26 protein-coding genes are annotated in these 20,389 nt (G+C 30.1%); 5 read left to right on the top strand and 21 right to left on the bottom strand.

Features of this window, described 5'->3' with window-relative positions; genetic code table 11:
• Positions 1-48 precede the first annotated feature (48 nt).
• From HNP90_RS02485 to HNP90_RS02400, 18 genes are all read right to left on the bottom strand, one after another.
• Positions 49-2,016 (bottom strand): hypothetical protein, encoded by a 1,968-nt coding sequence (locus HNP90_RS02485; RefSeq protein ID WP_011977287.1) that lies wholly within the window; start codon positions 2,014-2,016, stop codon positions 49-51.
• Entirely contained in the window at positions 2,003-3,664 is a 1,662-nt protein-coding gene (locus tag HNP90_RS02480) for a hypothetical protein (RefSeq protein WP_011977286.1), read from the bottom strand. The genes HNP90_RS02485 and HNP90_RS02480 overlap by 14 nt, the downstream gene beginning before the upstream one ends.
• A gap of 15 nt (positions 3,665-3,679) precedes the next feature.
• Complete coding sequence (locus HNP90_RS02475) at positions 3,680-4,387, bottom strand: hypothetical protein (protein WP_052288944.1); 708 nt, start codon at positions 4,385-4,387, stop codon at positions 3,680-3,682.
• A 12-nt stretch (positions 4,388-4,399) separates the two neighbouring features.
• On the bottom strand, positions 4,400-4,771 hold the full coding sequence (locus HNP90_RS02470) for a hypothetical protein (protein WP_011977284.1): 372 nt from the start codon (positions 4,769-4,771) through the stop codon (positions 4,400-4,402).
• A gap of 12 nt (positions 4,772-4,783) precedes the next feature.
• The gene (locus HNP90_RS02465; RefSeq protein WP_011977283.1) at positions 4,784-5,233 is read right to left on the bottom strand and encodes a hypothetical protein; all 450 of its coding nucleotides are present in this window, start codon (positions 5,231-5,233) and stop codon (positions 4,784-4,786) included.
• A gap of 5 nt (positions 5,234-5,238) precedes the next feature.
• Positions 5,239-5,565 (bottom strand): hypothetical protein, encoded by a 327-nt coding sequence (locus HNP90_RS02460; protein WP_011977282.1) that lies wholly within the window; start codon positions 5,563-5,565, stop codon positions 5,239-5,241.
• Positions 5,566-5,698: 133 nt separating this feature from the next.
• Positions 5,699-6,190 carry a hypothetical protein gene (locus HNP90_RS02455; protein WP_258558898.1) on the bottom strand — a complete coding sequence of 164 codons (492 nt, stop codon included), beginning with the start codon at positions 6,188-6,190 and terminating at the stop codon, positions 5,699-5,701.
• A gap of 82 nt (positions 6,191-6,272) precedes the next feature.
• The gene (locus tag HNP90_RS02450) at positions 6,273-6,521 is read right to left on the bottom strand and encodes a hypothetical protein (protein ID WP_155810744.1); all 249 of its coding nucleotides are present in this window, start codon (positions 6,519-6,521) and stop codon (positions 6,273-6,275) included.
• Positions 6,469-7,932 carry a hypothetical protein gene (locus HNP90_RS02445; RefSeq protein WP_011977279.1) on the bottom strand — a complete coding sequence of 488 codons (1,464 nt, stop codon included), beginning with the start codon at positions 7,930-7,932 and terminating at the stop codon, positions 6,469-6,471. Before HNP90_RS02445 ends, HNP90_RS02450 begins: the two co-directional genes overlap by 53 nt.
• A complete protein-coding gene (locus tag HNP90_RS02440) occupies positions 7,929-8,273 on the bottom strand; it encodes a hypothetical protein (protein ID WP_155810743.1) in 345 nt (114 codons plus the stop codon). Before HNP90_RS02440 ends, HNP90_RS02445 begins: the two co-directional genes overlap by 4 nt.
• A complete protein-coding gene (locus HNP90_RS02435; protein WP_011977277.1) occupies positions 8,270-8,665 on the bottom strand; it encodes a hypothetical protein in 396 nt (131 codons plus the stop codon). The genes HNP90_RS02440 and HNP90_RS02435 overlap by 4 nt, the downstream gene beginning before the upstream one ends.
• A gap of 19 nt (positions 8,666-8,684) precedes the next feature.
• Positions 8,685-9,143 carry a DUF2683 family protein gene (locus HNP90_RS02430; protein ID WP_011977276.1) on the bottom strand — a complete coding sequence of 153 codons (459 nt, stop codon included), beginning with the start codon at positions 9,141-9,143 and terminating at the stop codon, positions 8,685-8,687.
• A gap of 390 nt (positions 9,144-9,533) precedes the next feature.
• The gene (locus tag HNP90_RS02425) at positions 9,534-9,788 is read right to left on the bottom strand and encodes a hypothetical protein (protein ID WP_155810742.1); all 255 of its coding nucleotides are present in this window, start codon (positions 9,786-9,788) and stop codon (positions 9,534-9,536) included.
• A 1-nt stretch (position 9,789) separates the two neighbouring features.
• The gene (locus tag HNP90_RS02420) at positions 9,790-9,993 is read right to left on the bottom strand and encodes a hypothetical protein (protein ID WP_011977274.1); all 204 of its coding nucleotides are present in this window, start codon (positions 9,991-9,993) and stop codon (positions 9,790-9,792) included.
• 11 nt (positions 9,994-10,004) lie between these two features.
• Positions 10,005-11,363, bottom strand: coding sequence for a hypothetical protein (locus HNP90_RS02415; protein ID WP_011977273.1), 1,359 nt, complete (start codon positions 11,361-11,363; stop codon positions 10,005-10,007).
• 16 nt (positions 11,364-11,379) lie between these two features.
• On the bottom strand, positions 11,380-11,910 hold the full coding sequence (locus HNP90_RS02410) for a hypothetical protein (protein ID WP_011977272.1): 531 nt from the start codon (positions 11,908-11,910) through the stop codon (positions 11,380-11,382).
• Positions 11,903-12,205 carry a hypothetical protein gene (locus HNP90_RS02405; RefSeq protein WP_011977271.1) on the bottom strand — a complete coding sequence of 101 codons (303 nt, stop codon included), beginning with the start codon at positions 12,203-12,205 and terminating at the stop codon, positions 11,903-11,905. Before HNP90_RS02405 ends, HNP90_RS02410 begins: the two co-directional genes overlap by 8 nt.
• A complete protein-coding gene (locus tag HNP90_RS02400; protein ID WP_011977270.1) occupies positions 12,206-12,337 on the bottom strand; it encodes a DUF2080 family transposase-associated protein in 132 nt (43 codons plus the stop codon).
• Positions 12,338-12,575: 238 nt separating this feature from the next.
• Here HNP90_RS02400 and HNP90_RS02395 point away from each other — a divergent pair, with 238 nt between their 5' ends.
• Positions 12,576-12,932 carry a winged helix-turn-helix transcriptional regulator gene (locus HNP90_RS02395; RefSeq protein ID WP_011977269.1) on the top strand — a complete coding sequence of 119 codons (357 nt, stop codon included), beginning with the start codon at positions 12,576-12,578 and terminating at the stop codon, positions 12,930-12,932.
• 116 nt (positions 12,933-13,048) lie between these two features.
• Positions 13,049-15,061 carry an AAA family ATPase gene (locus HNP90_RS02390; RefSeq protein ID WP_011977268.1) on the top strand — a complete coding sequence of 671 codons (2,013 nt, stop codon included), beginning with the start codon at positions 13,049-13,051 and terminating at the stop codon, positions 15,059-15,061.
• Positions 15,062-15,155: 94 nt separating this feature from the next.
• Here HNP90_RS02390 and HNP90_RS02385 read toward each other — a convergent pair whose 3' ends face one another.
• Positions 15,156-16,091 (bottom strand): hypothetical protein, encoded by a 936-nt coding sequence (locus HNP90_RS02385; protein ID WP_011977267.1) that lies wholly within the window; start codon positions 16,089-16,091, stop codon positions 15,156-15,158.
• Between the two features lie 170 nt (positions 16,092-16,261).
• Here HNP90_RS02385 and HNP90_RS02380 point away from each other — a divergent pair, with 170 nt between their 5' ends.
• From HNP90_RS02380 to HNP90_RS02370, 3 genes are all read left to right on the top strand, one after another.
• The gene (locus tag HNP90_RS02380) at positions 16,262-17,284 is read left to right on the top strand and encodes a hypothetical protein (RefSeq protein WP_011977266.1); all 1,023 of its coding nucleotides are present in this window, start codon (positions 16,262-16,264) and stop codon (positions 17,282-17,284) included.
• Between the two features lie 295 nt (positions 17,285-17,579).
• On the top strand, positions 17,580-17,975 hold the full coding sequence (locus tag HNP90_RS02375) for a hypothetical protein (RefSeq protein ID WP_011977265.1): 396 nt from the start codon (positions 17,580-17,582) through the stop codon (positions 17,973-17,975).
• A gap of 164 nt (positions 17,976-18,139) precedes the next feature.
• Positions 18,140-18,862, top strand: a complete 723-nt coding sequence (locus HNP90_RS02370) for a hypothetical protein (protein ID WP_011977264.1) — start codon at positions 18,140-18,142, stop codon at positions 18,860-18,862.
• A 64-nt stretch (positions 18,863-18,926) separates the two neighbouring features.
• Here the strand turns inward: HNP90_RS02370 and HNP90_RS02365 are convergent, their stop codons facing one another.
• Together HNP90_RS02365 and HNP90_RS02360 are read right to left on the bottom strand one after the other, a co-directional pair.
• The gene (locus tag HNP90_RS02365; RefSeq protein ID WP_011977263.1) at positions 18,927-19,802 is read right to left on the bottom strand and encodes a tyrosine-type recombinase/integrase; all 876 of its coding nucleotides are present in this window, start codon (positions 19,800-19,802) and stop codon (positions 18,927-18,929) included.
• Positions 19,792-20,343 carry a hypothetical protein gene (locus HNP90_RS02360; RefSeq protein ID WP_011977262.1) on the bottom strand — a complete coding sequence of 184 codons (552 nt, stop codon included), beginning with the start codon at positions 20,341-20,343 and terminating at the stop codon, positions 19,792-19,794. Before HNP90_RS02360 ends, HNP90_RS02365 begins: the two co-directional genes overlap by 11 nt.
• Between the last annotated feature and the right edge of the window lie 46 nt (positions 20,344-20,389).

Here is a 20,389-nt window from a genome sequence, read left to right as displayed (position 1 = left end):
GAAAAATCAAGCAAAATTCCACCCAAAAAAATTAAAAAAAGTAATTAATTAGTATTTTTTACTCCATCCCTTAGAACCTTTTTTCTTATCATTTTCAAGGTAGTAGTAACCGCCAATTAAACATAAACAAATTATGACAGTCCACCATCCACCCGGAATATATGAAACAAGTGTTCCAATTACTGGAATATCATTTAATGTATCAAATATTGAATCAGAAGTAATTACTATTGATTCTTTTGATACTAACTCATCTGCCATGTCTTCATAGTACTCTCCATCAGTATCAAGACTTGCTTTGTAACAAACAGATGCTTTTAAGTACATTTCAGACGCTTCAAGATAAAGCTTGTATTTATTGATTTTCGCAGTCTTTTCATCTTCGGTATCTGTTGAAGATATTGATTTAATTACACTTTCAGCATTATTAAGACATGATTTTGCTTTATTTAATACTCTAATCATATCTGTATTATCATTTCCCTCTGCATAACCCATATCTTGATCTATTCCATCAAGTGCAGATTCTATTTCCGAAATTGCAGTATTTTTCACTTCTTCAAGTTCAGACTCATTTACATTTCCATCCAAATAAAGGTCTTCGAGTTCAGTTGCAGTATCAAGACCTAATATTTGAACATTATCGTTTACAGCGATCCAAGGTCTAACAACAGTCCAAACAGGTAATTTTTGACCGTCATCTCTTACAATTTCCCCATAGGTGATAGCGTAAACCTTCCAAGAAGCTACATTATCTGAATTTGATATAAATGGCAAGTTTCCTGAAATTTTATAAGTTGAACCTATATTCAAATTATCATAACTAGAAGATCCTGCAACCTCAAAGTTTGAATCATTTGATACAGCCAAAGTAACAATTCTTGTATCCACATTAGATAGATCCATATCTAACTCTTCTATACAATTATACTCTGCATTATACATTGCAAAAAAACTGTAAGAGCTACTTGAATCTTCAATATGTACTGGACTAGCCCATAACTGAGCAAGAATATTTGATGTTGAACCTTGATTTAACGAAGCATATGGAACCCATAAATATCCATATTCTTCCCAATCATTTACTGGAAGGGTACTTTTAGCACCACTCAATGAAAATACCCCATTCTTTTCATGTTTCCACATAGATGTAGTTTCAATATCCAAATCAACCGGAATATCGGGGCCCCTTCTCCATACATAAGATACCGAACCATCAGGATTACTTACAGCAACCTCATACCAGTTTTCAATATATCCAACAACATTTCCACAAATCTCAAACTGTTTATTTTGGGATGTTACTATACCATCCAACTCCAATAAATTAGAATTGGAAGTTAAACAGGATTTTACAGTTGCATACTTATCATCTGGAGCTTTAAGAATCGTAGCTTCACATATTGCAGAATCACCAGGATAAGCAATTGTATTTAATCCTGATTCGGTATAAGTCCAAAGTTTTATTCCTGGATCATCAATATCTTCAACCCATAAAGAATAACTTTCTAAATGAAAGTAATCATGATAAGCAGTTGTTGAAGGCTTATAAATACTCATTTGAATCGGAAAAGCGGAATATCCATATATTTTATCCCTACTTATAAGTCCAATATCTATTTTTCCAAGGCCAGTACCTTCAACAGAATAGTTCAAAAGTACTGAATAAGCAGAATTTACCGTATTAGAAACATTGTTTAAGGACTCCTGACCCGCTTCATTTAACTCCTCTGCTGAAAAATACTCTTTATCTCCAATACCTATTGCGGTCTGATTTTCTATATCATCAGTTTCAATTATTGCTGCATCATCAGGATCCAGAAATGAACTAAGAGAATCCATTGCACCAGTTATAGAATCCATCATTCCAGAAAATGAATCTAATAACCCAGTAGCGGTATCAACTACACTTGTAAATGTACCATATAACGGAATATAATCGGTCCACGCAGCATGAGAAGGACTTACGCAGAGAAGTAAAAGGATTAAAAAAGGGGCAAATTTATTTTTTACCATTTTTACCACCTTTTGTTAATTTTGAAGGTTTTTTACCTTTTTTCTTGGAAAATACATAATAAATTCCAATTATAATACCTAATCCTACTGGAACATACCAGTAATCAGTTAAGGTATCACTTACTGTATCAATTATTGAATCATCAGAAGTAACTACAACTGCAATAATATCTGAATCATCAGAAGATTCTGAAACACTAAATGCAATGTTTGTATCAAAGTCAGTACAGTACAGATGCAAATAGTAAATACCTTCTGTTAAATTAATATCAAGTGTTTCAACTCCATAAGGATTGAAAACCACATTTTGAGCATAAACTGAATCATCAGAACTATCTAACACTTCAACATTTAAAATTAAAGTGTTTCCTTCCTGTTCTGTAATTCTAAGTTCGTTTACCCCTTCTTCCCAATCAGGCATATACACAACAATTGGAAGCGAATTTACAGTATAATCAATTGATTTTGTAGTTAAAAAGTCAGTACTCTGAGTTCCTACATAAGCAGTACCAAATACAGTAGTTTCAATGTATCTGTTTCCTGTAAGGGTTCCAGAGTTAAACGTAACCGTTAAATCAATTGGTTCGTAGAAATTCCCAATAATATAGTCATCTCCATCTTTCGTTAAAGATTCAGTTCCTTCTTTTATTGAAACAATATCTTTTGAAAATGAAATCATTGTATTTTGAGATTCTATCATCGGTTCAATATGTAAGGTCATCTCAACTTCCATATTTGTTACAATATTTTCAGTAGTTACATTTGATGATATTAAATATAGCTCATCTTCGGGAAACATTTCTAAACTAACCGTTGCCCCTTCTTCAGTAACCTCTACTGTTTTAGTTTCGTTCCAGTATCCTTCTTTTACGAAAGTTAATTCATAATTTCCAGGAACCATCTTAATTACATCAGCAGAATTGTATGTGCCTATTTTAACAGTTCCTTCATAAACGTCAAAATCATTCACATTCGAAACTAAAGTAATTTCATACTTTTCAGGAGGTTCTATTAATGTAGTAACTAATGTATCATCATAATCTACATAATCAAAGATTGTTACAGAATAAAACCCGTAACCCTGGTATCCTAAACACGCTACCCTATGGTCATAGGTTCCAGAAACTGCCCTTGAAGTAAATTGACCAGAAGCCGCATTTTTCCCCTCAGCATGAGCTAAGGACTCAGAATTAAAGTAAATACATGATTCGGACCCATAATAATCTCCACCAGTATAGGCCACTGCATAAATATACGCATATTGTGCGTTTTCAACATATCCTGTACGTGTCGTAGTTGATGTTGAATAATATGTTGTAACAGTCGCAGGTTGATCACCGATATATGCTACATATTCTCCAGAAAACGGCAATACTTTATTATTATATGCTAAAACCGTACAAAATCTTGCCAAATCTTTTTCCGAAGAAAAATATACTTTATTATCCCCATATCCAATAACTACCGGGATATAATGACTCCATGAGGTGGTATTTAATGCAGAAAGCAATAATTCATCAGTATATGGGTTATTTAGTACCACATAATAATCGCTCGTTTGATCACTAGACGATATAGTTGTTGTACCTGCGTTTACTGTTGAAACGCACAACAAAACTAATAAAAAAAGAAGAAAGTGTTTTTTCATTTTTGAATCACTTCCTTATTTCTTATTTCCTGGTTTAAAGTTAGTTTTCTTCATGTTCCTGTATATTCCATAACAGAATATTACTCCAAAAACACAGATTATGGGTAAATTATCCCTAAAGAAATCGTTTAACTGTTCAAGTCTTGAATCAGCATCTGAAATAACGATAATTGTTACAGGAATGTCTTCTGTTGTATTATCAGTAGTATCATCAGTTGTGTCTTGTGGAAGTAAAACCATTGAAACGTTTAATTCTTCTGTATCTGGAACAATGAAGTTTAAACTTTCATTTTCGTATCCAGTTTTCACAGCAGTATAGTTGTAAGTTCCCGCAGTAAGTTCGAGTATTCTTGATGCATCGTCAAAAGTTCCAATTAAAGTACCTTCTTCATCGTAAATCTCGAAAGTATCGAGTTCTGAATTAATTACAATTGTATAGACAGTTTCATTTAATGTAACGTTGTATTCAGTTGCAGTTGTAGGATTAACTGTTAAATCAACTGAATCATAGTTAGTTGCAGACAGTGTAATATTGTGTTCTTCATCTGTAAAATTGATTACACCAGTTGTATTAATTACGCTTAATTCGGTTTCCCCTTCCGTAACTGTAACGCCATCAATACCGACGTTAAATGTAACATCTGTTGCACATACGCTTGAAATTAAGGAAATCAAGAGCATGAACAAAAGACCAAATCCTTTTACTGATTTTTTTAAATCCAAAACACTCACCTCTTAATCCCTGTAAGCTATTGCAACTGAAATTAAGAATATCAATCCCATAGCTAAAATTTGATAAGTTGAAGACTGTAACGCTTCTAACTGGAAGTAGCCGTATAAACTGATAATTCCTAAAATTACAGCAATTCCAATACCTTCCCACGTGCTAGTTTTCTTAACTCTTCTAAGGTCTCCCTTTCCACTCAAGGAAATAATTGCAAGACCGATACACACAACTCCATAAGCACCAACAAGTGAATTGATAAACCATTCACCGCCCATGACAACAGTGTGGGATGCTGCCATAACTAATACTAAACCAACAGCTTCCCAATATGAAATGGAACCGCCAGGCATGTTTATTGATTTTTCAAGTACATTCGTCAAATTAATTCACCTCTAATCATCTTTGTATAATTCAACTGCGAAGTAAAATGCAATAAATAACAGACCAAAACCCAATAAAACATCGGGTACTTTAGAAACTACTGGAGCAATTAACGAAGCAACTCCCGAAAGAGTATTTTCAGCAACAGCTTCAATAAACCAAATAACACACCATACAAGACCTAAAAAGTCTGTAACGTTCTTTCTTTTTGACAAGAAAAACAGCAAAGTTCCACAAAGACCATAAATAACAGTCGCTCCAACATCCAGGATAAAATCAATTATCCAACCGATGTATGGTATGGTCATTCCCGCAGTATCGCCCATCAAAGCAGTAACCAATGACAAAATCATAGCTCCAAAACAGACATTTTTAATCATATTTGGATTTGTAGCTACAGATCGAGCAACCTTACCAACAGATTCACGTCGATATTGTTTTGTCTGAGAATTCCAAGGCAAACATCTCACCTCTTTTTAGATTTTGTTGATTTTCCTTTTTTGTTCAGAGTGGTTTTATTTTTAGAATTGTTAAAATTAGTTTTTTTATTATTTGGAGTCTTAGATTTGTCTTTTACCCAAATCTGACCAGCAGGATTTTTATAAGCCCATATTACCGCAAGTAATAACAGCAATAATGCCAAAACAACGCAGACCCCTTGAGGAGTCAATGGAGACAAAATCGGAAACAACCAGATAAAGAAATTTCCAATTATTTCTTGAAGATATATCGAAGGCAACAGAAAAGCACCGATAAATGCAAATACTGAAACCTTATTTAACTTTAAATCCACACGAGAGCCACCTCATAAGTTCATAATTAATATGTAACTTAAGAAGGGTATAAAAATGACTAAAACGTCTAAATATCCCGAATATCTAAATATCGTGAATGTCCTGAATATCTAAATATCTAAAAAAGAGTAATTAAGATTTAATTCCATTTTTCTTAGCATGGGCAGTTTTAACTTTATCCATTGCCCTACTAAATCTATTTTTTCTTTCTTCTAATTCTTGATCTCTAAATTCTTTTAAAAGTTTATCACTAGGTTTAGGAACTGAAAAAGTAGCTCCAGATACATTTAATAAAAATCTTGCATCTGATTTTGAAAGAATTTGAGCAGGAGTAAAGAAGTTTCTAAGATCCTTATCAAGCATAAAATAACTAGGGCTTGACACAAGTATAACAGGAATATTTGTTCTAACTTCCTGGAGAAGTTTTACAAATTCTTTGTTTTCAGTTGTCGAAAAATCTCTTTTATTGAATTTTGTACCAAAATCATCTAAAAATAGACAATCACAGATATCAATCTGGTCAATATCTGTTGCAAAAATTGAAGAAATTTCATTTTCAGGATGTAATGTATTATAATCTTCTATTTGGTGATAGATACCTCTAAGACAGGTGGTTTTACCCATTCCTCGGTATCCCCAAACTAGAATACCAGAATGCTCAACATTTTTTCTATTCATCAATATTAAATCGATAAATGAAAAATAATTATTCATTTGTCTCCATCCTCTTATTTTCTTCAATTTCTTGAGATTCTTTATGTTCTTCTAATTTCATTAGCTTATACAAATAACCCCTTTTTTCAGGATTTCTTATTATTGCTTTTTCAATTCTTCCCCTTTGAAACTCAGGTGAGTATTTCTTTGGAATTACTGAATTAAAAAGCTTTTCGCACTTTGTTACATTATTTGGATTCACCAGTTGGGTTACTATCTCCAGTCTGTCCTCCTTCTCCACTTACATCACCTTCAAGTTTTACTCTTTCAATAACTTCATCAAGGAAAGGATCATCTCCTTTTTTCATCTTTTTAATACTATCAATAATATAATCTGAAAACTGTTGGAACTTATCCATAACAGAAGTAAACTTCTCTACACACACCCTCGAAACAGCAATTACTTCGTTTCCCCTCAATCTCTTCAAATCCATATTTTCATAGTTTATTTCATAATTTTTATCTATTAACTCATTTAAGCTCCATGTGAAGTGATAAGCATCTACTGCATCAGCATTCATTATTTTTGATAGTTCAACTGCTATAATTCCATTTTTAGGACTTATTTTATCTTTTAACCGTTCTAAATGTGATAAAACCCTGTTCCAAAACGTAGTTTCATTGTATTCTATTTTAGGTTCTATTATTGTATAATCAATTACTTCGTAAAGGTCTTCGGAATAATCTCCACCATAAGTAACTTTTGCAGGAAGGCAGAGCGGTAATCTAAGTTCATATATTCTATTTGCGTACCTTACAAACGTTTTACCCAATCTATTTACCGATGGAAGACTTAAAAACTCCCTTTTATTAATCAATTTTTTGTTAGTATCATCAGCTTTGCACTTGTGGAGTGCTATTGCATATAAATTTTTAACTTCGGGATTGAATATTTTAAATCCAGCCCAAAATCCGGTATATAGTGCTACAAAATAGAGCCATTTTCCATAGGAAAGTAAATATCTAAAATTCCAGTTTGATAAATCAAAGAACGGCAGTTTTAAAGTAAATTTCCATTTTCCAATTGTTAAAACCTCATACCAACCAAACGGAAGACCATATTTCATAGTAAGTATCCATAAAGCCAAAATTCCAAACGAACAACCAATATATGGTAAAACGTGTCTTTTTCTACCTATAATCATCCGTTCTACAAAGTACTTTTTAGTAATGTATAACGAAATTCCTGTTAAAATCATCATATAAGCCCACATTTTGGCAGTAAACCAACCTAATGCAGAGTAAGAAATTAAAACTATTTTATTTGGTAAAGTTAATGGAGTTGCAGCTTCTTTTACTGTAATAAATCCGTTACTATTCCAGAATGCAAAATAAATATTTCCAACCTTTAATTTAGGATTTTCAACCCTGTATTTAGTAATCTGATTTGGGGGTAAATCTATCAAATAAATCTGTTTTGAATACGCATCAAACCCTTTAAATGATACTGAATTATCCTTTTGATTTGAGAATTCAAATGTCAAAGACCCATCTGTAATATTATAATAAAAAGAAACTAACTCTATCCCATCCCAAGCATCAAGAGAGGGATTCATATTCTCCTCGGTTACAGAATCAAATACATCATAATCGTTTGCGTAAATTGTTGTAGGTATTATGAAAAGTAAAAATAAAAACAGATACCTTTTCATTGAACATCACTCCAGGAGTCATTATTTAATATAATATTGCAATCTCCTTTTAACTTAGAAACAATTTGAAAACTGTTTTTCTCAATTTTTAAAGCTAAATGTCTTTTTTTCCTTGTTTGAACACCTAACGATATTATTTGAGAGTCGTTTTCATCGTAAACCTGACTTAATTTATCGCATATTTCTGGAAGTTTTTCCCGGATATTGTAAACTAAAACAAGATAGGATGCTCTTCTTGTTGCAAGGTCTATCTTTTTCTTATCTACTCCTGAAAGATCAGAGTGAATATCTATCTCCACTGAAGGACTTTGAAAAGATGAAAGGGCAATCATGGGGATCACTTCAATCTCTCAATTTTCGAAACTTCTACTTGATGTTCGTTACATTTGGCAGTAAGATTAAAAACAAATGTTTCGTAATCACTTGGAAAATTAAAGTAAGATAATTCTTCTGTTCCATCTGAAAAGAACACCCTAAGACCCTTAAATGTTAATTTATTTTTTTTAGAATATCTTCTAAAATGAAGTGCCGAAATAAGCATAAATTCCAGAATAAGGAAAAACATCATCATTATATAGATTTCCATAGGAATTAATCTAATTAAAGCTAAAACTAAAGAAATTAAACCAATAATATACCAAATTTTAAAATATTGACCGACAAAATCAGATTGAGTTAAATATTTTCTTTTTTCTTTTTCCGCAATATCGTAAATGTCTATTATTTTTACCATTTAAACCACCAAAGGAACCTCATTCATAGCGTTTTCTTAAATTATCTACTTTAATAGGCTCTTTTTCCATGATTTTGTTTACTTTTTCGACAAATTCAGGTCTTAATTCGGGTTCAAGCGAATTCAATGTGTATTCTTCAACAACTTTTTCTTTTATTCGTTTTACACTTTCTATTTTCCAATTCTCTAAATTTTTAGTAAATTCAGATTCATTTAACGGATTTTCGTAGTATTCTGATTTAATGTAAATATCCCGATGTATTTTATAGAAAAAGTAAACCGCCTGACCATCTAACCCAATAGTATACTTTATGAAAATATTGTTCTTTCCAAACCTTCTTTTCGAATCTAAAACTTGAATTAACGGTCTATATGATGTACGCTCTGAAAAACCCATTTTTTTAAGAAATTCATCAATTTCTTTTGAATAATTAACTGCAAATCTTCTAAATTCTTCACCAGGTTCAAATTCGGGCATTTTATCACCTCATTCATAGCGTTTTCTTAAATTTTCACTATTTTCATTTAATCCAAATCAGCAGGTTTTTATAATTCTATTTTCAAAATGTATATTGACGAGAAATCGTCAAAACTCTTCACAGTGGCTAAATATTCATCCGAAATCTAAAATTAATTGCCGTTTTAAATACAAATATAGTTTTTTAAAATTTCGTTTTTTCCTTTTTTAACCCGATATATTGGTTTTGATTGCCCTAAAACTTTAAATAAGGCTATTTTCAGAATTTATATTGCCTGAGATGGGAATATCTTGGGATGTGGGGGACTTGACCAGTTTCTAAAATTGTTAAATATGCCTGAACAGTTCATTTTTGAGGGGATTTGAACTATCCTAATTTTTTAACTTTTTTTAAACAGATAATTCACTTCTAAACTTCCAGTAATGCCGGTATGCATTAGAATAAGTTGCTCTCATGGCTCTCTTGTATCTGCTCCACATTTCATTTTCAAATTCGGGTTTTGAAAGGTTCAACAATCTTTTTCTTGCAAGGATTCTAACATTTTTTACAAGGTATTCAATTGTAAGGTAGGAGAATTTTAGAGATTTTAACCATTCGATAAACTCATTTTGATAAATTAGAGATACTGAACCTGTTTTTGTCATTTTATGCACCAATAAATCCATCTTCTTCAATCTGTACTGTGTAAACTAAATTTTCAAGCTCGTCCTGAGTCATATTTCCAATAATTTTCATAGCTCCAGTGGTATCAATCAAAGCCATGCACTCTTTAGGGATCATTCCCTGTTTTTTCAACTGCTCTACAACTTCGTAAAGCCTTGAATTTGAAATTCTAAAAGGTTCTGCCATATTTAACAACCTTAAATCATTTTTTTAGAATATCCACATGAAGAACAAACGTATTCTAAAGATTTTTCGCTTTTAATCATGTAAGTCCGGCAATGCGGACAGATAAAGTATCCTCCAAGTTGTGAAGAAAGCCATCTTGCAAAATCTGTTTTTATCCAGACTTTCGAATTTGGCTTTTCTCTCTCAATCAAATCAGCTTTTATCAGCTTTTTCTGTAAACTCTGATTATCTCTTGTAAATTTAAATTCTGAATTTTTAGATTCAATAATCATTAAAAGCATATCTCGATCCCAATCAAGAGCAGATGCAAGTTGGCCTAAAAATCTACTGTAGGTCATTTCAACAGGTTTTATATCGTAAAGTGAAAGCCTGTATTCTCCCAAAACTGCATCGATACACATTTTTATCTTATCTTTCAGAATTTTTGGATCATCTCCAGAAAAAAAGTGAGATGCCCAGTCTTTGTGAACAGTCAATTCCATTCTCGCCAATCCAAAAGCTTTTTGATAGATTTTCATCTGGAAACGCTGTGATTTTAGATTTTTATTTAAATACATAGTTCTTGTAAGGTCTGAATGCTTTACAACCGATTTACAAAATGCAACATCACTAAGCCATGCAAATTCTGCAACATCTCTGTGAAGATATTCGCAAGGAATTTCTATTGAAATTGGAATAACTTCGGTTTTTTCAGGGTCAAGATCATACTCGAAAAGTTCGTACATCTTGTGTCTGTACTGAATTTCAACTTCCCTACACCAGGTAATGAACAATTTAGAAAAATCATCAAAGATTTTTTCTCGATCATCCATTTCAACAGGTAAAAAGTTTGTATCAAAGTTTCCAATTGTTGGCTTTGGAATATCGTTTAAATATCGGTAGTATTTTTGAAAGTTCACGTAAGCAACCGCCATATGGGGCTGTCGCATTGATATTGTAATCCAGGAGATTACTTCATCCTCAAAATCACAGAGTTTAAAATGAAGTCCGGTTCCGTGGCCCTTGTGGTCGACCATATTCTGTTTAAATTGAGGATAATTGTTGAATACATCGCCTCGGTAACTCATGTTTTTTCTTTCAGGTAAATCAAAATCGACTTTTTGAAATCCCTGAGTTCTCATTTCTTCAACCATTTTATCGATTCTTTTCTGGTCGTATTTATCGAGGTATCGATCCTTTCCCTTGTAGATATGTTTGAAGATATCTTTAGAAAAAATAGAAAAGTAAGCTCTATCTAGAGAAATTCTTGGAAATTCTAAAGTTGGTAGATCTCCGTGAATTTCTCTGATTTTTTCAAGAGCTTCCGCTTTCCTTACACTTTCCCTATCGACTCTTTTCTGTTCAGGTTCTGGAAGTTTTAGAAGTCGCATAAATAACTCTCTTTTTTTAAGCTTCTACAACGTATTTTTCCTGAGCAGTTGTCTTAAATTCAACATCTTCGCCAAATACCAAAGCCCTGATATGGTTTTCAGGAATTCCGTTTCTTTCTGCGAGAACTAAAATAGTATCTTTGTCCATTGTTCCAGTTTCAAATCCAGTTTTCCACTGTGAAACTGTTTCAACAGTTGAATAAGCATCCATCATTAATTTAATGGTTTCATTTTTCTCAATTTGATTTAACAGTGCCTTTAATGTTGAATACGAGATTTCAACGCTATCTTGTTTAAAACCATTTTTAACTCTGATTAATATTGATCCCACTGACTTTAGGGATGGAACATATTCATTTTTTGGATAATTTCCATTCATTACCTGTTTTCCTTCTTTTGTAAACATCGGGATTCCTTCTGTCCCTGCTGAAAATCTAACTGTTGTAGTTCCTACTTCGATTTCTTGTGATTTTGGAATATCTGCGAGATTGATTGCTTTTAAGCCTTTTTTTTCTGTTTTTACCATTTCTTTGTTGTTTTCAACCATATACATCGACCTTTTTGAATTGTTCTTGAATATTTCCTTTTTTTACAAATCTGGTGTAAATACCATCAAATTCTTTTTTGAGTTCAATTTCGTCCATCGTGTTAAATTCTGCGTTCATGTGTGCTATAAAATCAATTCCATTTTTTCTGAGTACATATCTTCTAAAACTTTTAATGTTGGAGGTCATTGGGTTCATTTCCAGATCCCGCATAAAAACTGTTAGATATTCTCTTTCACCACGGGCCACAACGAGATAAGTTTGGGGGGTGAATGAAATTTCAATTCGCTTAATCATCTAACCACGATGTTCACCTTGGATTTTGATTTTAACCTTTTTTCCTATCCAGCTTTTAGGTAACGTGATATGTCCGGTGTTTCCGAACGGTTTTACCTGTTTTTCGATAGGTTTTTTCTTTTCTTTGGTCATTATCGCCTCTTTTAGATTGGATTTTGTAATGTATGGGGGTGGGGGTATGTTAAGATAATTATCTTATGTTAATAATTTTCTTAACAATACTAATAGTGGATATCCAATTATTTATACGTTACTATTTTTATTAACATATTTTTTTAAAATAACATTACCAAAATTTAAAAACCTAGTGATTTAAAGGAACATTTCCAAATTTATATAACAAATAAAAAAATTTTAAAGGAAAATGAAAATGCTCACAAAGTTATTAGGAAAAAAATACGCCGTAGAAACACTACAATTTTTAGAAAATGGTGAAAAATACTTTGGAGAAATAAAAGATAGTCTTGAAACTCATAAAAGTAGTTTAAGTCTTCTTATGAAAGAATTAGAAGATGCAGATTTAATCTCAAGACGTGAAGAACCGTATAGAAACATGAATAAAGTTTATTTTAAATTAACAGAAAACGGAATAACTGTTTTAAAATATGTAAACTTAATAAATAATTTAGGCAATGAAAATACTGCAAAAAATAACCAAGATATTCATATTAAAAATAATCATGGAATTATCGCAAACAACATTCAAAATTTGAACGTAAAAAAGTAATTAGGGTAAATATTAATTTAAATTTTAATTTTTGAGAGTTTAAAGGGATTATTCAATAATTATGTTTAAATTATTTATGTTTATTGATTGAGGGAAAATTTATTAAAGGTGGGGAAATGGAAGAAATTATTTCAAAAGACAATGAAAAAATGATTAAATTAACAAAATTAAGGATTAAAAATTATAAATCAATAAAAGACAGTGGGGATATATTTTTATCCTCTGACGGAATCACCGTTTTAGCTGGAATGAATGAAAGCGGAAAAACATCTATTTTGGAAGCTTTAAATGATTTTAACGTGGGTAATTCAATAGCTTATGACGTAAGAAACATCGAAAATAGAGAATTGGAACCCGAAATAGAACTTTTTTTCGAAACCAATGAATTCTTTTTAAAAACTCTGTTTAAAGAAAAAGAAGAACTCAATTATAAAATGAATTTAGTAACATTAGAGACTTGTTTCAACAATCTTTCGGACGAAGAAAGAATTAAAAAAATAAATGCTATTAAACTACAACGTGAGGAATATTGGGAAGAATATGTCGATAAACATAAAAAAGCTATTTTTAATTTTAGTATTTCCAAAAATACTAATGGGTATACGGTTTCTAATTTTAATGAAATTTTTAAGCTTTCAAATGTTGCTTATGAGTTTATGGATGAATTTGGGGAAGTAAGTTGTGAAATAGGAAATATTTTGGATAGTTATCAGATCGAGTCAAAAATGCTACCAACGTTTAATTTTGATCAGAACGGTGTTTATTATTATGCACCACTATTAAGTGAATATATTTATTCAATAAATTCAAAACTTCAAAATAATATAAATCCACAAGACCAGACATTGATTTCAAAAATGTTATCGTTACTCCAAGAACTACTCGAAAACGTATGTGAACCAAAAGAACGTGAATCAGTATTATTAAAAAGAGTTCTGGAAAAAACTGTTCCAAATTTTATACTATTTGAAATATATGATAAAAATGGAATACCTGGTGACATTAATAAAATTAATTTAGATGATAATGCATTTTTGGCTGATTTAGCAACCATTTGTGGGTTGGATATGGAAAAAATTAAAAATGGAAATGTTTGTGATAAAATAAACCATTTAAATAGTACAAATAAAATTTTAAATGAAAAATATTCGCCTTTTTGGAATCAAGATGATTCTGAACTTAATATGGGCATATCTGACGGAAATTTAAATTTTATGATATCTGAAAACGGTACAGTATACCCTGTAAGTGTTAGGAGTGCAGGTAGAAAGTGGCATTTAGCATTTTTTATAAAAACATCTTCGCAGTTTAAAGAAAATGTAGAGAATATAATTTTAATCGATGAACCCGGAATTCATTTACACGCCAAAGCTCAAAGAGATATACTAAATAAAATAGAAGAAACATCGAAAAACGCTCAAATAATCTATTCTACCCATTCACCCTACTTGCTAAACCCCAAAAAACTAACTCGTATTAAATTAGTCGAAAAAACTATTGACGGCGGAACAAAAGTTAAGAACAAGGCCTGGATAACTGCTAAAGAAGATTCTTTAACGCCGATTTTAACTGCAATTGGTGAAGATGTATCTTTAGGGATAAGAATTGATAGAGTAAATAATTTTATAGTGGAAGGAATTTCCGATTATTTATATTTACAAGCATTCAAAAAACTAATAGATTTTCATTTAGAATTTGATATGATACCTTGTTTGGGTAATAATGTACTTTCCATAGTTTCTATTCTTAGAGGGTGGAATTTAGAACCTTATTTTATATTTGATAATGATAAAAAAGGTATAAAATTTAAAGAACAAATTTTAAAAGATGGTTTTATTCCAGAAGACGATATATTTTTCATGCTTGATAAAGAAGGCACTGTTGAAGAATTATTTTCAGAAAAAGACTTTAAAAAGCACGTTTTATATGATGAAAATGCAGATTTAAGTAAGGGACTCAACAAATATTTGAAGAATAGTGGCAAAAGTAAAGCTTTAATTTCCCAGCAGTTTTTGAATAATGTAGATGAAGGAAAAATTTTAAAAGACGATTTAAGTAAAGAAACATTGAAAAATGTCAATAGGGTATTTAATTGGATTTCAGAAAAATTAAATTCATCTAATAATTAAAAAATTCCTAAAAATAACCATATTTTTAAATTTTAATAACCATTCATATCTTAAATTTTAAATTACTCTTTTTAAATTGATTGAAAAAAAGTTATTATTTTGTGGTTTTAGCGGTTTCTTGGGGGGAATTTACATAAAATCGAACTGAAACATTATATCGTGGTTTGCCCCCATCTAGTTTTTTTTCTATTTTAGCAGTGGACTTCAATATGAATTTTAAACTACGTTCTATATTTAATTTATCAAAATACGTAAATGAAATTACCGGTTCAATGGGACATTCTATTGTTTCTATGCCATATTGGTATTTTTTATATTTTTCAGAAAATTTTAGTGTAGTTAAAACTAACCATGTGTAATAATATATCATATAATATCTAAATGTCATACCTTCATATTTTCCCTCATTGGAAGTTCCTTCGGGTAATAAATAATAAATTAAGTAGTCCTGCTCCTGACTTTGTGGAAAGTAAATAGTTTTACTGGTCAATCCACTTTCAAAAAAAGCAATAACTTCATCATAATTTAAAGAAGGTAACAATTGAACAAGGGATAACGGAAAATTCAATTCACCATTTAATTGTTTTATTATTTCATAAAATTTCTCGAATTCAAAAGAATACCTGTAATTACACGGAATTGCAGGATATTTACCGATATTCCTAAGTCTAAGATGTGTTTCTATAAATTTTTTAGCTTCATTAAGAGATAAGTTATTCTTACTAAAAAAATAACAATTAATCGGTTTAGTGGGATCAGGAATTATAATTGGTTCATATTCTTGTTCAATATGTTTTTGAGTAATTATCACATTTTTAAGCGTCATATATGCTAAAAAAATAGATACGATACATGAAATAATCATAAAAAATAGTGTGATATATTCCAACCTTGGAAGAACCTTATCTAAAAGAGACGCATCCCCATAATAAATTACGAGTATGATTGAAATAAATATCAAAATACTTACAAATAAAATTATACATTTTAAAATTTTATTTTTCTCCAAACATTCCTTAAATTTTCCCAAGTAATTCCCCTCGATAAAATTCAATTAAAGTAATTATTCTTCGATAAAATATTAAAGTTCCTCTTTTACAATTTAACATTAAGTTGAAAATCAAATTATAAAATTATTTATACAATTTTTAATAAATGGATATCCATTTGAGATTTAAACTAAGTGGGTTAGGGGATTTCATGATTATAGAAACGTTATTAATTTTATTTTTATTTTCTTTATTCTCAAAAGGTGCGAAAAACAAAAAAGAAGCACTTGAAATTATAAACAAGGATTTAAACGCACTTACAATTTTAAGCTATTTTAAAGAAAATACTAAAAACAATGTAGTTATGTCTGCATCTCCGGGAAGAATTTCAGAAGTCTTAAATGTAGATTTAACTGAATTAGAACCTTCATTTGATGTATTATCTGAGAAAAAATTAGTAAAAAAGATACATACGGGTTACAAAAACTGCCCTATAAAATACGAAATAACGCCTTTTGGAAGGACAGTAATTTCAGAACATTTCAGAAAAGAAAAACTTAAAAATAATCCTAATTATCAAAAACCAGCAAATCGCAGACCTAAAAATAATGGAGCATTATTTGATAAAATAAATGAAAATATCTCTCAAGATAAAAAGGAAGAAAAACCAAAAGAAATTAAACCAAAAGCAGAAGAACCAAAGAAAAATCAAAATTTAATTAAAAATAAATTTGAACAGGATGTTCCGATAAATTTCTACTCTAAAACCAATAATGACGAAAATTTAAGTTTTGAAATCGGTGAAGCTTTTGAAAACTTCGTTGCTGAACAACTATTTCCAGATCATCATTTTGTATTAACACATATGACTCCCAATTTTGCAATGAACAGTAAAAGATATTGTGAAAGTTCATTAAAACCCGATTTGGGATTTAGGGATAAAAAAACAGGTAAAGAGTTCTATGTGGAATGTAAATTCAGGGGGGGTTTAACCGAAGATGGAAAATACAGCTGGACTAAAGATAAAGATCAGGCAAACCGATACAGAGATATTCAAAAAGATGAAAATAAACAGGTATTCGTTGCAATGGGTCTTGGTGGAATGTCAAATAATCCAAGAAATATATTTTTAGTTCCTCTTGATGAAATAAAATATCTTGAACTATATCCTAGTGTTTTAAGAAATTGGGAAGTTTACAACGTTTATGATATATTTAAAATCGTAAATAGCTGATTTGGTGAAAAATATGGACGAAAGTTTAAAAATAGCAATTCCTATTTCAATTCTTGCACTCATTGGATTTTATTTAACTGGTGGATTCCATACGTTTTAAATAAGTATTTTCTTTAATTAACTCTTTTAAAGATAATTTCAAGTAATTTAAACATTACGCCCTTTTTACGTCAATTTAAAATCTAATCGATTTAATTTAAATACATTTAACGTTAATTAAATGTTAATTAAAAATTAATAATTAATTAAAAAGTGAGATATATTCTAAATTACAGATTATATCTATCGGGATATTATGGGAAGAACTAAATCTAATACTAAGAAAAATACAAAAAAAATGTCAAAAAATATGATTCCACGTAAAAATAAAAGTGGATTTGGTGATTTCTTAATTTTGGCATTATTTTTAATTATTTCATGGAAATACGTAGGTTTAGATATCTATACCATAATTATAATGGCTATTGTAGCACTTATTTTAGTTTACAATGAATGTGATTTCCCTTTAATTATTATATATTCTGGTATGGCAGGTATGCTTGCACAATGGGGACTCATATGGTATAATAAAAACTTGAATATATTTGATAATATTCTGCTTGCATTTGTATCTGGAAATATACTTTTGATTCTTGCTAGTTTCATAATGTTGTATTTTGTTTCAGAAATCATTAAAAAAGTATTAAAGTAAGTTGATAAAATGGAAATAGACGCGACAACCCAAATTTTAACATTTTATAGCATATGTTTACTTATTTTGTTTTTATATTATTCAAAAAGCATATTGTCAACAGACTACGAAAAAAAGGATAATAAAGAATTAAATAAAAATTAAATAATTATTCGGTGAGATAATTGCGAAGAGATTCCATAACAGGTAATTATAGAAAAAGCAATTTGCCGAAAAACGTAGATTACGTCAAAAGAATATTTGAACTTTTTAAATTTATTTTTTCAATTTATCTTGCCGTTTTAACTGCAATTTTAACTGCACATTATTATTTCAAAGAAAATCTTCAAGATTTTTATCTTTTCACAGGAATTTTTCTTTTTGTAATATTATATGTTTTGTTGCATATACTACCATTAACAATTGATTATGTAATAGCGTTCCTTTTAGAATATTATCCAGTTAATCTCAATGAAAATCTACCAATAAATGAATCTATCGTGGATTTTTCAAAATTAACGTGTCTTTCGTTGATATTTTCTTATTCTATTATAATATTGGGATCATTATACTCACTATTAAAATATGTGTTCGAAACAGGAATTGTCGATAAAATCAATACATCTCAACCCGACCTGTTCTTAAACATCGTACTTCCTCTTGCAATGGCATCTTATGGAACATATATAATATGTAATTTTAAAATGTTTCAATGTTTATTGGATTATAAACGGTCAACATCGCAAATTGTTAGGTTAGCTGTTGTAGTCTTGTTAATTATAGTTGCAATGACTGTAATTTTACTTTTAAACCTAGTTAAAGAACTACCACTCGGTATTTTAATTGAAAAAGTTGCTTCTCAAGAACTAAGTTTTGGTTTTTTGTCTAAACTTTTGGAACTTATTTAAAAAATTCTATAAATTCTTAAAGTATTCTTTTTTAATTGATCAAAACGTAAAAAATAATAAAATTTTATCTCAAAGCTTCTAAAAAGTCTTTTTTGATCTGTTCTTTGTTTTTATGAAGATAAATCGAAGTAGTTGCAATATCTTCATGACCCAAAATCAAAGAAAGTGTTTTCAAATCCATTTTTTTATTTATGCAGTTTGTTGCAAATGTATGCCTTAAAATATGCGGTGTAACTCTTATATGTAAGTTTGGAACTGCTCTATCGATATATTCAGAAAATGAAGCATATATTTTATTACTCTGCCTTTTTCCCTTTTTGCTTACAAAATAGCTGTCATCAACAGGGTATCGTAATGCTCTTTCATAATTCCATCTTTTTAAGTACATATAGAGCTCATCAGATATCGGGACAAAACGGTATTTGTCTCCTTTTCCACCTTTAACATGAATTATCCTATCGTCAAGATCAACATCAATAAATTTCAAATTTAAAAATTCGCCCCTTCTAAGTCCTGTCTGGACTAAAAACACGTACATGAAACGAAATTCAAAATCTTTAAGCCTTGAAAATACCAGTTCCTGGTGTTTTTCTGTGAGATAAACTCTTTCTTTTTTCGAGGGTTTCATTGATTTTCGATATTTTGAAATCGGATTCTTTGCAATATAGTTATTATCCACACAAAAGTCAAAAAACACGTTTAAATAAGTTAAATATGACAATTTAGTGTTTTTTGAACAGGATTTATTATTGTAATAAAATATTGCATCTGAAACTTCAACATTCATAAAAGAATCCTTTTTTATGAATTCCATAAAGTTTAAAATGATATTTTTGAGGTTTTTATTGTAACTTAAGCTTTTATGCTGGATATATTTAAAAAATTCATTGAAAATCTTTTGCGAATGAGTATTTAATATATTTATCCGTTCAGATTCCATTTTGAACACCAAATGAATCTAGTTCATAACCGGACCAGAGAGGTTTTTCTCTTAAACTGATAAATTCATTGTCAACACTTACGTAGCATTTGAAAAATCTGTTTTCATTTACCACGTACCAGAAAAGATCATTTTTCTTTGGATCGATATCTGCACCTATCAGATCAATGAGTTCATGAATCTGGTATCCTTTTGGATAATTGGCTTGAAGTACATTCATGATTTCTTTTAAAATATTTTCAAGCTCTTCCTGTCGATAAAGTTTATTTACTTTTTCAGCAGTTTCTACAACGATTTTTCTATGATCTTCAAAAGAATTATTGATTGATTCTGTACTTTCAAGTAGGATATCTAATTTAGAATCAAAGTCAATAACTGATCTTAAAACATCTTTCATAGTGTAATAGAATTTCATTGAAACTCTTGCAAATTCCGAAACATTTTGAAATCCGCACTCTCTTGCCATACGTTTAATTTCTTCTTCCTGATCTTCACAAACTCTAAATTTCATAGATTTGATTTTTTTATCATTTTCATCCAAAAAAATCACCATCTTTTTTTCTTGTAATTTTAACAATAAATTTTGG

Origin of the sequence: Methanococcus maripaludis, assembly GCF_013760955.1 — an archaeon.
GTDB lineage: Archaea > AGJL01 > Methanococci > Methanococcales > Methanococcaceae > Methanococcus > Methanococcus maripaludis_A.
The sequence above is the reverse complement of the archived record's forward strand: the minus strand, read 5'-3'. Positions and strand labels throughout refer to the sequence as shown.

Bases quoted from the DNA above. Each gene is read 5' to 3' on its own strand.
- HNP90_RS02380 (WP_011977266.1), top strand. From the start codon at position 16,262: ATGATTATAGAAACGTTATTAATTTTATTTTTATTTTCTTTATTCTCA.
- HNP90_RS02400 (WP_011977270.1), bottom strand. From the start codon at position 12,337: ATGACCAAAGAAAAGAAAAAACCTATCGAAAAACAGGTAAAACCGTTC.
- HNP90_RS02435 (WP_011977277.1), bottom strand. From the start codon at position 8,665: ATGGTAAAAATAATAGACATTTACGATATTGCGGAAAAAGAAAAAAGA.
- HNP90_RS02365 (WP_011977263.1), bottom strand. From the start codon at position 19,802: ATGGAATCTGAACGGATAAATATATTAAATACTCATTCGCAAAAGATT.
- HNP90_RS02455 (WP_258558898.1), bottom strand. From the start codon at position 6,190: ATGGGTAAAACCACCTGTCTTAGAGGTATCTATCACCAAATAGAAGAT.
- HNP90_RS02485 (WP_011977287.1), bottom strand. From the start codon at position 2,016: ATGGTAAAAAATAAATTTGCCCCTTTTTTAATCCTTTTACTTCTCTGC.
- HNP90_RS02375 (WP_011977265.1), top strand. From the start codon at position 17,580: ATGGGAAGAACTAAATCTAATACTAAGAAAAATACAAAAAAAATGTCA.
- HNP90_RS02445 (WP_011977279.1), bottom strand. From the start codon at position 7,932: ATGAAAAGGTATCTGTTTTTATTTTTACTTTTCATAATACCTACAACA.
- HNP90_RS02395 (WP_011977269.1), top strand. From the start codon at position 12,576: ATGCTCACAAAGTTATTAGGAAAAAAATACGCCGTAGAAACACTACAA.
- HNP90_RS02425 (WP_155810742.1), bottom strand. From the start codon at position 9,788: ATGACAAAAACAGGTTCAGTATCTCTAATTTATCAAAATGAGTTTATC.
- HNP90_RS02415 (WP_011977273.1), bottom strand. From the start codon at position 11,363: ATGCGACTTCTAAAACTTCCAGAACCTGAACAGAAAAGAGTCGATAGG.
- HNP90_RS02410 (WP_011977272.1), bottom strand. From the start codon at position 11,910: ATGGTTGAAAACAACAAAGAAATGGTAAAAACAGAAAAAAAAGGCTTA.
- HNP90_RS02420 (WP_011977274.1), bottom strand. From the start codon at position 9,993: ATGGCAGAACCTTTTAGAATTTCAAATTCAAGGCTTTACGAAGTTGTA.
- HNP90_RS02405 (WP_011977271.1), bottom strand. From the start codon at position 12,205: ATGATTAAGCGAATTGAAATTTCATTCACCCCCCAAACTTATCTCGTT.
- HNP90_RS02390 (WP_011977268.1), top strand. From the start codon at position 13,049: ATGGAAGAAATTATTTCAAAAGACAATGAAAAAATGATTAAATTAACA.
- HNP90_RS02430 (WP_011977276.1), bottom strand. From the start codon at position 9,143: ATGCCCGAATTTGAACCTGGTGAAGAATTTAGAAGATTTGCAGTTAAT.
- HNP90_RS02480 (WP_011977286.1), bottom strand. From the start codon at position 3,664: ATGAAAAAACACTTTCTTCTTTTTTTATTAGTTTTGTTGTGCGTTTCA.